The organism is Pantoea sp. Ap-870, from assembly GCF_011752515.1.
GTDB lineage: Bacteria > Pseudomonadota > Gammaproteobacteria > Enterobacterales > Enterobacteriaceae > Pantoea > Pantoea dispersa.
On record NZ_VWXG01000005.1, the window covers coordinates 312,707 to 326,240 of the forward strand.

Here is a 13,534-nt window from a genome sequence, read left to right on the forward strand (position 1 = left end):
AACGCCGGGAGTCTGACTCCCGGCGGTGAGATTACAGACCGAGCAGGCCGATCCAGTAACCAAAGATACCGATGGCAAAGAAGCCAACGATGATCCACAGCGCGTTAACTTTACGGCGCAGCAGCCACATACAGCCAAAGGTCAGCAGCAGTGGAATCAGGCCAGGCATCAGCTGGTCGAGAATTGACTGCACGGTGGTGACCGTGGTTTTGCCGGTCTGGTCGGTGATGCGGGATACCACCAGCGGCACGTTGACGTGTGTCCACTTGTTGACCAGCGCCCCCATGACAAACAGGCCGAGTATCGATGCCCCCTCGGTGAGTTTTTGCAGGAAGCCGCCGCCCATATCGCTGACGATATCCACCCCTTTGCGATAGCCATAAGCCACGCCGTAATAGCGGGTCAGCATACGCGCAATGTTAAACAGGAAGAAGAACAGCAGCGGACCAAGCAGGCTGCCGCTCATCGCGATACCGGCACCCAGTGCGGCGAACACCGGACGCACGGTCCCCCAGAAAATCGGGTCGCCCACGCCAGCCAGCGGACCCATCAGGCCCACTTTGATCCCGTTAATGGCACCGTCATCGATCGCCGCCCCGTTGGCGCGCTGCTCTTCCATTGCCATGGTCACGCCGAGCACTGGCGCTGCCACATAAGGATGGGTGTTGAAGAACTCAAGGTGACGCTTAATCGCCTGCTTGCGCTCGTCGTTGTTTTCCGGATAAAGGCGACGGATCACCGGCACCATTGAGAAGCAGAAGCCCAGCGCCTGCATGCGTTCAAAGTTCCACGAACCCTGAAACAGGTTGGAGCGCAGGAACACACCGCGCACGTCACCGGGGGTGAGTTTCTTTGGAGTATTGGTTGTATCTACCATGATGTCACCTGTTCCTAGTCGAGTTCGTTGTCGAGGTCGTTGTTAGCCGGGCCCGCCGAGGCAGCGCCTGCGACGCGGTTGTATTTTGGCGCCAGCTGGATGTACAGCACCGCCATTACCACGCCAATCACGCCCAGCGCCACCAGGTTAAAGTTGGTGAACGCGGCGGTGACAAAGCCAAGATAGAAGAACGGCATCAGATAACCGGCACGCATCATGTTGATGACCATCGCGTAACCGACCACCACGATCATGCCGCCGGCGATGTTCAGACCATTGGTGACCACTTCCGGAATTGAACTCAGCAGGCTGTGCACTGCGCTGGTACCGACCGAGACCGCCACAATCAGCGCCGGGATAGCAATACGCATCGCCTGCAGCAGCAGGGCAGAGACGTGGATCCACGAAATCGCCGTCAGGTTGCCTTTCTCCGCAGCTTTATCCGCAGCGTGCTGGAAGGCGACAGTGATGGTACGTACGATGATGGTCAGCACCTGACCGGCTGCGGCCAGCGGGATGGCCAGCGCAATACCGGCACCGACGCTTTGACCGCCGGCAATGACCAGAATGGTAGAGATGATGGAAGCCAGCGCCGCATCCGGTGCCACTGCCGCACCGATGTTCATCCAGCCCAGCGCGATCATCTCCAGCGTACCGCCAATGATGATGCCGGTTTTCATATCACCCAGCACTGCACCAATCAGGGTACAGGCCACCAGCGGCCGGTGGAACTGGAACTCATCGAGAATCGATCCCATCCCGGCAATACAGGCCACAATAAATATCAACACTATTTGTAGCGAGGTTATTTCCATTGCATTTTTCCTCAGCAAGATCAGAACTTTTTGCCCACGCGCGCAGGCACAGGCGAATCAGGCATTTACCTTCGCAATCAGGTCCATCATTTTCAGTTTCGGGTCGTTGGAGACTTTACGCACTTCCAGTTCGATACCTCGCTCATTCAGCTTGCGGAAGGCAGCGATGTCCTTCTCATCCACCGACACCGCGTTATTAACCTGCGTTTTCCCCTGACGGAAGGCCATGCCGCCGATATTCACCGACTTGATATCCACGCCTTGTTCTACCACGCGCTCAACATCGGTCGGATTGGTAAACAGCAGCATCACGCGATCGGAACCGTACTTCGGGTTGTTCCACACGCGGATCATCTTGGCGATATCCACCACGTGGGCGGTCACGCCCGGCGGCGCCACCTGAGTCAGCAGGGTTTTGCGAACGTGATCGTTGGCCACTTCATCACTGACGACGATGATGCGCGTCACGTTGGTCTCTTTGGTCCAGCGCGTGGCCACCTGGCCGTGGATCAGACGGTCATCGATACGGGCCAGGCCAATTTTCATGTGCTCGCCCGGTGCCAGCGGTTTCTGCGGCTGGGCAGGAGCTTTCGGGGCGGGCGCTGCCGCTGCCGGCGCGGCGGATTCGGTTTTGAGCGCTTTCACCCCCTCGCGGCCGGCCTCGACGGCGATATGGATCAGCTCTTCCAGCGATGGGTCGTCATCGCGCCCCATCAGGGTTTCCACCAGCATGGGAATGTTGACCCCGGCAATAACGTCATAGCCCGGTTTGTCCACCACGATGCGGCTGGCGGCGTTAAACGGGCTGCCGCCCCAGGTGTCCACCAGAAACAGCACGCCTTTCGACGTGTCGAGTCGGGCGAGCTGCGCCTGATATTTTTCGATTAGCGTTTCTGCATTTTCGCCGGGAACGAAATCAATCCATCCGACATTTTCCTGCTCGCCCAACAGCATTTCTGCTGTTTTCAGCAGCTGTTCTGCCGCCCAGCCATGTGTACCAATTACAAGCGCAATGGTCACTTGCTACCTCCGTTCGCATGAGAGTTCCCGACCATGGCCGGGAATCATTGAGAATTACCGTTGTTATTTTCTGTGGATCGCCCGGGACTAAATTGAAGAAAGTCATCAGGAAAAGGCCCAAAACATTCCGCGATACAGCAGTAAGGTCGCGATTTATTTTAGTGAGCGAAAAAATAAAATTTGTGACGTTGCTCTGCTATTCAGAGCGTACCGGCGGCAACGGGCATTTTTATGGCAGTTTCTTGCGCTGGCGCAGTTATTTGTAAATGTAAGAAAATTTTTTGACGTTATTGATGTAACTGATACATTAGCTTTCTGTTTATTACTCAGGAGTACCGGGCTTTAGCTCACCTATATGGACCGTCACCGACGTCGCTTCACTTGTTCCCCGCGCTGCTCAGCGCGCACTCTGACACCTGCCGGTGTTGCCTCATCCGTTAACGCTCTCTCGTCTCGCCTTCCGGCGCAGGCTCAGTCGCGTTCGCCCTTACGTTTAGCAAGGAGTCATTGATGGAATTTCTCTTCGACCCCTCAATCTGGGCGGGTTTACTGACGCTGATCGTGCTGGAGATTGTGCTAGGCATCGACAACCTGGTGTTTATCGCCATTCTTGCCGACAAGCTGCCACCGAAACAGCGCGATAAAGCGCGCCTGATTGGTCTGTCGCTGGCGCTGGTGATGCGCCTCGGCCTGCTGTCGCTGATCTCCTGGATGGTGACGCTGACGCGACCCCTATTCAGCGTAGGCGATTTCAGCTTTTCCGGACGAGATTTAATTCTGTTGATTGGTGGTTTGTTCCTGTTGTTTAAGGCCACCATGGAACTGCACGAGCGGCTGGAAAACCGTGGCATGGAGCATCAGGGCAACAAAGCCTATGCCAGCTTCTGGGCGGTCGTGACGCAGATTGTGGTGCTGGACGCGGTGTTCTCCCTGGATGCGGTGATTACCGCCGTCGGTATGGTGAACCATCTGCCGGTGATGATGACGGCGGTGGTGATTGCCATGGGCGTGATGCTGCTGGCCTCAAAACCGCTGACCCGCTTCGTCAACGCGCACCCAACGGTGGTGGTGCTGTGTCTGAGCTTCCTGCTGATGATTGGTCTGTCGCTGGTGGCGGAAGGCTTTGGTTTCCATATTCCGAAAGGTTATCTGTACGCGGCAATTGGCTTCTCGATTCTGATCGAGCTGTTTAATCAGATTGCGCGCCGGAACTTTATCCGTCATCAGGCGCATCGTCCGATGCGTGAACGTACCGCCGAAGCGATTCTGCGTCTGATGGGCGGGCGCCAGCGTAACCAGCCGGCGCATACCGAAGAAGCGTCACTGACGGAAGCGATGCCGCAGGAAGCGTTTAAAGACGAAGAGCGTTACATGATTAACGGCGTGCTGACGCTGTCACAGCGTTCGATTCGCAGCATCATGACGCCGCGCGGCGATATCTCATGGGTTGACGTCTCGCGTCCGCTGGATGAGATCCGCATTCAGCTGCTGGATACGCCTCACAGTCTGTTCCCGGTGTGTCGTGGCGAGCTGGATGAGATCATCGGCGTGGTGCGCGCGAAAGAGCTGCTGGTGGCGCTGGAGCACGGTATGGATGTCGCGACCTTCGCGGCCAACACGCCGCCGATTGTGGTGCCGGAAACGCTGGATCCGATCAACCTGCTGGGCGTATTGCGTCGCGCTAAAGGGAGCTTCGTCATCGTTACCAACGAATTTGGTGTGGTGCAGGGCCTGATTACGCCGCTGGACGTGCTGGAAGCGATTGCCGGTGAGTTCCCGGACGAAGACGAAACGCCGGATGTGGTGGCGGATGGCGACGGCTGGCTGGTGAAGGGCGGTACCGATCTGCACTCGCTGCAGCAGCTGCTCGACCACCATGAGCTGGTCGATCCGGATGAAGATCACGCGTCGCTGGCCGGCCTGCTGATTGAGCAGAAGGGGCAGCTGCCGCTGCCGGGCGAGATTATCGATTTGCCACCGCTGCACTTCCAGATTATCGAAGCCACGGATTACCGTATCGATCTGGTGCGCGTCACCAAAGACAAGCCGCACCATGACGAGGAGGAGGGCGACGCCTGATGTCGTCCGGCATCAGGCGCCCAGCTGCGCCTGATGCTGCGCCAGCCATTGCGGGAAGTCCTCAATCGGCATCGGGCGCGCATAGTAGTAACCCTGCAGATGATCCACGCCGCGCTCGCGCAGATAATGCGCCTGCTCGGCGGTTTCCACGCCCTCCGCGACCAGCGCGATATTCAGCCGCTGCGCCAGTGAAATCACCATATCGGTCACCGTGGCGTTGATCGCGTCAGTACCAATCGCGGCGGTAAAAATTTTATCGATTTTCAGTACGTCCGGCTTCAGGTCCTTCAGATAGGCCAGCGAACTGTGGCCGGTGCCGAAATCGTCAATCGCCAGCCGCACGCCAATTTCATGCAGCTGCGCCACGACCGTCTGGTCGATAACTGGCAGCGCATCGCGCTCGGTCAGCTCCACCACCAGTTTCGGCAGGGGATTGGCGGGCCACCAGTAGCGCTGTAAATCCTCAACAATCAGGCGGTCGCGGAAGTGGCTGGCCGCGACGTTAATCGCGATATGAAATGCCGGGTACTGTGGCAGATTAGGCAACTCCGCGACGACTCTGGCAATCACAAAGCGCGTCAGCGGTGCAATCAGATTCTGGCGTTCGGCCAGCGGAATAAATACGTCCGGGGCAATCCAGCCCTGACGCGGATTGTGCCAGCGCAGCAGCAGCTCGATACCATCGCAGTCGCCGCTGCGGGCATTGATCAGCGGCTGGCAGTAAACCATAAATTCGTTAGCGGTGATGCCATAGCTGATTTGCCAGCTCAGGCTCATGCGATTGGCGGTGGCCAGCCAGACGATATAGCCCAGCAGCAGGCTCAGCAGTACCGCCAGCGGCAGCTGAGACGGCAGCGTGTTGAGCGCCAGCCGCGCCGGAGAGGGACCGTACAGCGTAATGCTGTAGGGATAACGCAGCGAGGCCTGATCGTACGCCACTTCGTCATCGGACGGCACGGTATGCTCGATCAGCGGATTACCGTACTCGAGGCTCTGTCCGCCTACGTTGAAGATCGCGCGTTCCACCCACGGCAGCTGCGGCTCCAGCAGATAGTTGGTCATCAGCTCAATGTTGATGATCTGCAGCAGGCCGTCCTGGTTATCCAGCGACTTTGGCGTCCACAGCAGCAGCACCGGCGAACCTTTTAGCAGGTAGTCGTCGGTGGACAGCATCATGCGCTGGTTGTTGATCGCCAGCTCGGGATAGGTCTGGCTGAACGAGATGTGGCGCGGGCCATAAATACTCGAACAGTAGATGGTATCGTCCTGCACCAGCAGCACGGTGCGCACGGTTTGCAGCGCGGCGATCTTCTCAATCAGCGGGTAGCGCACCTGCGTGCAGGGCACGCCCACCAGCCCCAGCGTGTTGTTGGCGGAGACGTCCAGCGGCGAAAACATGCGGTCAAAGCGTTCAATCGCGCGGGTGGCAAAGTTAAGGGACTGCTGCTCAATGCGTGACTTCTCTTCGATGTAGCGAAAAGTCAGCGTAAGAATGAGAACCAGCGACGCGATCACCAACGCAATAAGCAGGCGCTTACGGCGAAATTGACCCACAAATTGCTGGGGAAGGAGCATCAGTAACCACCTTGCTAAGACAAAGAATGAGGCCAAATTAACGTGAAGGTTATCGGCATGGCGGCGGCCAAATTTAGCGCGGCTGGAGAAAAAAAGCGGCACTAAAAAATCGCGCGACCGGTAGAGGTCGCGCGCAAAAATAATGTATCTGGTTTGATAACGCGGAGGTAGAGGCCATTGCAGAAATAATGGCCGATCGCTGCAATTGTCAGCAGCGAAACGCGACGTTGCCGGTCAGTCGCACTGCACCTTGATAGCCAGACCGCCGCGCGAGGTCTCACGATATTTAGCGTTCATGTCTTTGCCGGTCTCGTACATAGTTTCGATCACCTTATCCAGCGATACGCGCGGCTCGCTGGTGCGGCGCAGCGCCATTCGCGCGGCATTGATCGCCTTGACGGAGGCAATGGCGTTACGCTCAATGCACGGCACCTGTACCTGACCGGCGACCGGATCGCAGGTCAGTCCAAGGTTGTGTTCCATGCCGATTTCAGCGGCAACGCACACCTGCTCCGGGCTGGCTCCCAGCAGTTCAGCAAGGCCGGCGGCGGCCATTGAGCAGGCCACGCCCACTTCACCCTGGCAGCCGACTTCGGCACCGGAAATCGAGGCGTTCATTTTATACAACACGCCAATCGCGCCCGAGGCGAGGAAGTAGCGGATAAAGATATCCGGCGTGACCGTTTCGATGAAGTGATCGTAATACGCCAGCACCGCCGGCACGATACCGCAGGCACCGTTGGTCGGTGCAGTGACCACACGACCACCGGCCGCATTCTCTTCATTCACCGCCAGCGCAAACATATTGACCCAGTCGATGACGTTCATCGGATCGTTGGAGTGTTTGGTCGAGGAGACCAGCAGACGTCGCAGCGACGCCGCCCGACGCGGCACGCGCAGCGGGCCCGGCAGCACCCCTTCGGTATTCAGGCCACGATCGATGCACGCCTGCATGGTTTGCCAGATGTTGCCAAAATAGGCGTAAATCTCGTCACGGCTGTGCAGCGCCAGCTCGTTTTTCATCACCAGCCCGGAAAGCGACATGCCGGTATCGCGGCAATGACTGAGCAACTCTTTGGCTGAATGGAACGGGTAGGGCACGGCGACCTCATCCAGCACGGACTGACCAAAGTGCGCTTCGTCGACAATAAAGCCGCCGCCAATCGAGTAATAGGTTTTGCGCTCAAGCAGACGATTGCCGGCAAAAGCGTACAGGGTCATGCCGTTTTCATGCAGCGACAGGTTTTCGCTGCGGAACACCATGCCGCCGTCACGCGGGAAGTCGACCTCGCGCGCGCCCTGTGCCAGCAGCAGGCGCTCACGCGTTTCGACATCTTTGATAAACGCCGGAATGCTGTCGATGTCGACGCTGGCAGGCTCAAAGCCGGCCAGACCCATGATGATGGCAATGTCGGTGTGGTGTCCTTTCCCGGTGAGCGACAGTGAGCCGTAGACGTCCACCGCCACGCGCGTCACGTCCTGCAGCTTGCCCTGTTCGATCAGCAGATCAACAAACTGTTTGCCCGCTTTCATCGGGCCAACGGTATGCGAACTGGACGGGCCGATACCCACTTTGAACATGTCAAAAACACTTATCACCGGTGACGCTCCTCACAAATCTTCTTTTCTACGGCGCAGGCCGTTAATGCGGCTAATAGTAATCGCCAGCGGGCGGCAGCGAGCAGCTTTTCGCATGAAATAAACTAATTATAAACCACAGAAATAGTTATCCGTATCCCCGGATGTGAACGGGATCAATTTTTCGGCCAGGGTGAAACGGGACGGGGGATCAGGGCAGGGCGATCTGCTGACCGAGCGCGCGCAGGATACCGGCGGTCATGCCCCAGATAAAATAATCTTTATACCACGACAGCCACACCTGGTGCTGGCGATGACCGCGGCGCAGCGTCAGTCCGCTGTAGCGCCCCAGCCGCAGCGCCTCTGCGAGCGGCATGGAAAAGGCGCTTTCAACTTCATCCGGGTTGAGCCGCAGCGGTAAGTGCGGCGGAATGATACCGACCACGGGCGTGACGGCGAAACCGGTACTGCTGGTGACCGGCGGTAACACGCCGACCACCCGCACCTGCTGCGGTGCGATGCCCACTTCTTCCTGCGCTTCACGCAGCGCGGTGGCGATCAGCGAATCGTCAGTGGCATCCATCATGCCGCCGGGGAACGCCACCTGCCCGGCATGTTTGCGCAGCAGCGCGGAGCGGCGGGTCAGCAGCAGTTCGGGCTGGTCGCCATCAATCACCGGTACCAGCACCGCGGCACGGCGTCCGCTGATCACGCTGTGCGCGGTCGCCAGCGGCGGCTGCAGCACAAAGCGACTGAGAAACTGCGCCAGCGTCAGCTCCATATCACGCCTCATCACGCAGACAGGGCAGAATACGGTTGAGCTTGTGCAGCGTCTCCTGATATTCCGCCTCAGCATCGCTGTCAGCCACCAGGCCGCCGCCCGCCGCGCAGTACAGCTGCTGGTTTTCGGCAATCAGCGTGCGGATGGTAATGCTGCTGTCCATACGCCCGCACAGGCTGATGTAGCCGATACTGCCACACCACGCATTGCGCCGCTGCGGTTCGAGTTCCTCGATGATCTCCATGGCGCGGATCTTGGGCGCGCCGGTAATGGAGCCGCCGGGGAAACAGGCGCGCAGCAAATCGGTAGCGGAGAGCGCGTCTGGCAGTCTGGCCCGCACCGTGCTCACCAGGTGATGCACCGCCGGGAACGGCTCCACCACAAACAGCTCCGGCACGCTGACGCTGCCCGGCTCGGCGACGCGGCCAATATCATTACGCAGCAGGTCGACAATCATCAGGTTTTCCGCCCGATCTTTTTCGGCGCTGGCCAGTTTCTCCGCCTGCAATCGATCGGCCTGCGGATCGGCCAGGCGCGGCAGCGTGCCTTTAATCGGGCGGGTTTCAATCTGCTGTTGCTGCAGCGAGAGAAAACGCTCGGGCGACAGACTCAGCACGGCACTGTGCGGCAGACGAAGGAAGGCGCTGAACGGCGCGCGGTTGGCGCGGTTGAGACGTAAAAACGCCTGCCACTCATCGCCGCGATAGCTGGCCTGAAAACGCTGCGCCAGATTAACCTGGTAGCAGTCGCCCGCCTGAATGTAGGCCTGCACTGCCTGGAAACGCGCGGCGTACTGCGCATAGCTCATATTGGCCTGCCAGTCGCTGGTCAGGGCAAAGGGTTTGGGCTGCGGCACCGCCAGCGCCTGTAGCCACTGCCAGCGCTGCTCCGCGTCGTGCTGGGCAATCAGCGTCAGCGTCTGGCGATGATGATCGGCAATCAGCGCCCAGTCATAAATGCCGACCGCCATATCCGGCGTGTGTAAATCCTGCTGCGCCCGCTGCGGCAGCGTTTCGAAACGGCGACCGAGGTCATACCCAAACAGACCCAGCGCGCCGCCCTGAAACGGCAGATTTGCATCAAACGCCGGCCGGATGCCCAGCGCGTCCAGCTGCTGCTGCACCAGCTGCAGCGGATCGGCGTTAGAGTGGCTGATGCCGGTGCCGTCGTCGATGGCGGTGCTGTCACCGCGCGTCGTCAGGGTCACCCGCGGGTCGGCGGTGAGAATATCGAAACGGTTATCCGCGTGCTCGGCGTGACCAGAGGTCAGCAGCATCGCCCACGGGCGGTGCGCCAGCGTGGAAAAACGGTGTAAAAGTATATCGGGCGTATACTGTAGCGAGAGGGTTTTCACGTTCGTTTGACTAAATCAGTTCAGCAGGCAGGCGCGTAGCCTGGCATATTTTTTTGCTGCTGGCACCTGTTTGTTCAGCGTGGAATAATGCGTCCCCCCATTACAGGAGTGCATCATGTTTTCAGGTCTTCCGGCTTTATCGCACGAACAGCAGCAGCAGGCAGTGGAACGTATTCAGGAACTGATGGCCGGCGGCATGTCCAGCGGGCAGGCAATTGCGCAGGTGGCGCAGGAAATTCGCCAGAACCATCAGGGCGAAGCGATTCGGGCGCGCTTCGAAGAGGACGACGACGACGAATAGCGCCCGGCGAGCGTTATAGCGCGGCGATGATTTTGATTTCAACTTTATAGCGCGGATTCATCAGGCCGGCCTGCACCGTGCAGCGTACCGGCGCATTACCCGGCGAGACCCACGCATCCCAGGCGCGGTTCATCGCGGCAAAGTCCTCTTTGTCTACCAGGAAAATGGTAGCGTCGAGAATTTTGCTTTTATCCGAACCCACGCGCGTCAGGATGCGGTCAATCACCGCCAGCGCGTTGGCGGTCTGCGCTTCCGCATCGTCATCCAGATTCTCCGGCACGCTGGTGTAATACACGGTCTGGTCATGTACAACCGCTTCGGACATGCGGTGTTCCGCATCAATACGCGTAATGGTCATGCTGTTCTCCTTTATTTTTGCTGCGTTAGCCTGCCATATCCCATGGCCGGCTGTCATCTGTTGTGGTCGCCTGCGGTGAATCCTGACATAATTACAGGTGTTTTAAGAGCAATCGGTGAGGATGTGTGGCAGACGATTTTGCAGCGGATGGCGCGTTAGCGCAGGCGATTCCCGGCTTTAAGCCGCGCGCGGCACAGCGCGAAATGGCGCAGGCAGTGAGCGAAGCGGTGCAGCAGGCAGGCGAGCTGGTGGTCGAGGCCGGCACCGGCACCGGTAAAACTTATGCGTATCTGGCTCCGGCGTTGCGGGCGAAGAAAAAAGTCATTGTATCGACCGGTTCCAAAGCGTTGCAGGATCAGCTCTACAACCGCGATCTGCCGACCATTGCCCGCGCCCTGGCGTTCAGCGGCAAAACCGCGCTGCTGAAAGGGCGCTCCAACTATCTGTGCCTGGAACGGCTGGAGCAGCAAAATCAGACTGGCGGCGATCTCAGCGTGCAGGCGCTCGGCGATCTGATTAACGTGCGCAGCTGGTCTTCGGAGACCGTTGATGGCGACGTCAGCAGCTGCGCCGGCGTCGCGGAAGACAGTCCGATCTGGCCTTACGTCACCAGCACCAACGATAACTGCCTCGGCAGCGATTGCCCGCTGTATAAAGATTGCTTCGTGGTGAAGGCGCGCAAAAAAGCGATGGATGCGGATGTGGTGGTGGTGAACCATCACCTGTTTCTCGCTGACCTGGTGGTCAAAGAGGGGGGATTTGGCGAGCTGATCCCGGAAGCCGACGTGATGATCTTCGATGAAGCGCACCAGCTGCCGGATATAGCCAGCCAGTATTTTGGCCAGCAGCTGTCGAGCCGGCAACTGCAGGATCTCGCCAAAGACATTATCCTTGCCTACCGCACCGAGGTGCGCGATGTGCAGCAGCTGCAGAAATCCGCCGACCGGCTGGCGCAGTGCGCACAGGATTTCCGCCTGACGCTGGGCGAGCCCGGTTTTCGCGGCAATCTGCGTGACCTGCTGAGCGACAACAACATCATGCGCATGTTTACGCTGCTGGATGATGCGCTCGAGCTGTGTTACGACGTGATTAAGCTGTCGCTGGGCCGTTCCGCGCTGCTGGACGCTGCCTTCGAGCGTGCCGCGCTGTATCGCACCCGGCTCAAGCGTTTACGTGCGATTGATGAACCGGGCTTTAGCTACTGGTACGAATGCAGCAGCCGGCACTTTACGCTGGCGCTAACGCCGCTGTCGGTCGCGGAGCGCTTCCGCGAAGTGATGGACGGACGCAAAGCGGCGTGGGTATTCACCTCGGCGACGCTGGCGGTCAACGAACAGATGAGCCACTTCGCCAGCCGGCTCGGCGTGGATAATGCCCGCACCCTGATCCTCGAAAGTCCGTTTGATTATGCGCAGCAGGCCTTGCTGTGCGTGCCGCGCAACATGCCGGAACCCAACTATCCCGGCGGTGCGCGTCAGCTGGCACGCATGATGAAACCGCTGATTGAAGCCAACAAAGGGCGCTGTTTCTTCCTGTGCACCTCGCACAAAATGATGCGTGAGCTGGCGGCGGAGTTCCGCGCCTCCATGACCTTACCGGTGCTGTTGCAGGGCGAAACCAGCAAAGGCCAGCTGCTCAAACAGTTTCTTGATGCCGGCAACGCACTGCTGGTGGCCACCAGCAGCTTCTGGGAAGGCGTTGACGTGCGCGGTGATGCGCTGTCGCTGGTGATCATCGACAAGCTGCCGTTTACCTCACCGGAAGATCCGCTGCTGAAGGCGCGCATGGAGGATTGCCGTCTGCGCGGCGGCGATCCGTTCAACGATGTGCAGCTGCCGGACGCGGTGATCACCCTCAAGCAGGGCGTGGGCCGTCTGATTCGCGATACCGACGATCGCGGCGTGCTGGTGATTTGTGACCAGCGGCTGGTGTCGCGTCCGTATGGCGGTCTGTTCCTTAATAGCCTGCCGCCGACACCGCGCACCCGCGATTTACAGCGTGCGATTGACTTTGTGCGTCCGCCAGAGCAGCACTAATTTGTGCCAGGCTGTGGTAAGATGCGCGCCATTTTGATTCTCTGAGGTTGTTATGTCCGCCCGAATTTTAGCCCTGGACACTGCGACAGAAGCCTGTTCTGCCGCGCTGCTGAATCAGCAGCAGATCGATGCCCGCTTCGAAATCGCGCCCCGCGATCATACTCAACGTATTCTGCCGCTGGTGCAGGAATTGCTGCAGGCGCAGTCGCTGGCGCTGAGCGCGCTGGACGCGCTGGCGTTTGGCCGCGGGCCCGGCAGTTTTACCGGCGTGCGCATCGGCATTGGCATCGCGCAGGGCCTGGCGCTGGGCGCAAATCTGCCGATGATTGGCGTATCCTCGCTGGCAACCATGGCGCAGGGCGCCTGGCGTTTGGCCGGGGCAACGCGCGTGCTGGCGGCGATTGATGCGCGCATGGGTGAAGTCTACTGGGCAGAGTATCAGCGTGATGAGCAGGGCGAGTGGCAGGGCGCTGAGAGCGAAGCCGTACTCAAGCCGGAAGCGGCACAGGCGCGCATCGCGCAGTTGAGCGGCGAGTGGGCCACTGTCGGCACCGGCTGGCAGGCATATCCGCAGCTGCTGGCTGGCACGACCGGGGCACAACTGCTGACCACCACGGTCACGCTGCCTGCCGCAGAAGATATGCTGCCGCTGGCGCTCAGCGCCTGGCAGCGCGACGATAGCGTGGCGGTGGAAAATGCTGAGCCGGTTTATCTGCGCAATGAAGTGGCATGGAAAAAATTGCCGGGGCGCTAGGCGCCT

At 59.3% G+C, this 13,534-nt stretch carries 12 protein-coding genes; 4 read left to right on the forward strand and 8 right to left on the reverse strand.

From position 1 onward, the window contains the following. Positions 1-31 precede the first annotated feature (31 nt). Genes F3J41_RS14905 through manX form a run of 3 tightly spaced genes read right to left on the reverse strand, consistent with a single transcriptional unit; the run spans position 32 to position 2,712 of the window. Positions 32-877: a PTS mannose transporter subunit IID gene (locus F3J41_RS14905; protein WP_021510027.1), complete on the reverse strand. Its 846-nt coding sequence runs from the start codon at positions 875-877 to the stop codon at positions 32-34. Positions 878-891: 14 nt separating this feature from the next. Next, positions 892-1,692: a PTS mannose/fructose/sorbose transporter subunit IIC gene (locus tag F3J41_RS14910; RefSeq protein WP_031280203.1), complete on the reverse strand. Its 801-nt coding sequence runs from the start codon at positions 1,690-1,692 to the stop codon at positions 892-894. 57 nt (positions 1,693-1,749) lie between these two features. Then, entirely contained in the window at positions 1,750-2,712 is a 963-nt protein-coding gene (gene manX / locus F3J41_RS14915) for a PTS mannose transporter subunit IIAB (RefSeq protein ID WP_058757739.1), read from the reverse strand. Positions 2,713-3,222: 510 nt separating this feature from the next. Here manX and F3J41_RS14920 point away from each other — a divergent pair. Next, on the forward strand, positions 3,223-4,791 hold the full coding sequence (locus F3J41_RS14920) for a TerC family protein (protein ID WP_021510030.1): 1,569 nt from the start codon (positions 3,223-3,225) through the stop codon (positions 4,789-4,791). Positions 4,792-4,803: 12 nt separating this feature from the next. Here F3J41_RS14920 and F3J41_RS14925 read toward each other — a convergent pair whose 3' ends face one another. The 4 genes from F3J41_RS14925 to pabB all read right to left on the reverse strand — a co-directional run bounded on the left by F3J41_RS14925 (position 4,804) and on the right by pabB (position 10,079). Next, entirely contained in the window at positions 4,804-6,366 is a 1,563-nt protein-coding gene (locus F3J41_RS14925; RefSeq protein WP_166711662.1) for an EAL domain-containing protein, read from the reverse strand. A gap of 234 nt (positions 6,367-6,600) precedes the next feature. Continuing rightward, positions 6,601-7,965: an L-serine ammonia-lyase gene (locus F3J41_RS14930; protein WP_152390954.1), complete on the reverse strand. Its 1,365-nt coding sequence runs from the start codon at positions 7,963-7,965 to the stop codon at positions 6,601-6,603. Between the two features lie 190 nt (positions 7,966-8,155). Then, complete coding sequence (locus F3J41_RS14935; protein ID WP_166711664.1) at positions 8,156-8,725, reverse strand: CoA pyrophosphatase; 570 nt, start codon at positions 8,723-8,725, stop codon at positions 8,156-8,158. Position 8,726: 1 nt separating this feature from the next. Continuing rightward, on the reverse strand, positions 8,727-10,079 hold the full coding sequence (gene pabB, locus F3J41_RS14940) for an aminodeoxychorismate synthase component 1 (protein ID WP_152390955.1): 1,353 nt from the start codon (positions 10,077-10,079) through the stop codon (positions 8,727-8,729). Between the two features lie 115 nt (positions 10,080-10,194). Here pabB and F3J41_RS14945 point away from each other — a divergent pair, with 115 nt between their 5' ends. Then, entirely contained in the window at positions 10,195-10,380 is a 186-nt protein-coding gene (locus F3J41_RS14945) for a YoaH family protein (RefSeq protein ID WP_152390956.1), read from the forward strand. 13 nt (positions 10,381-10,393) lie between these two features. On the opposite strand, the gene F3J41_RS14950 is transcribed toward F3J41_RS14945, so the two are convergent. Next, on the reverse strand, positions 10,394-10,738 hold the full coding sequence (locus tag F3J41_RS14950; RefSeq protein ID WP_058757734.1) for a RidA family protein: 345 nt from the start codon (positions 10,736-10,738) through the stop codon (positions 10,394-10,396). 125 nt (positions 10,739-10,863) lie between these two features. Here F3J41_RS14950 and F3J41_RS14955 point away from each other — a divergent pair, with 125 nt between their 5' ends. Next, a complete protein-coding gene (locus tag F3J41_RS14955) occupies positions 10,864-12,774 on the forward strand; it encodes an ATP-dependent DNA helicase (RefSeq protein WP_058771245.1) in 1,911 nt (636 codons plus the stop codon). Between the two features lie 52 nt (positions 12,775-12,826). Next, on the forward strand, positions 12,827-13,528 hold the full coding sequence (gene tsaB / locus F3J41_RS14960) for a tRNA (adenosine(37)-N6)-threonylcarbamoyltransferase complex dimerization subunit type 1 TsaB (RefSeq protein ID WP_104093239.1): 702 nt from the start codon (positions 12,827-12,829) through the stop codon (positions 13,526-13,528). Positions 13,529-13,534: the final 6 nt, after the last annotated feature.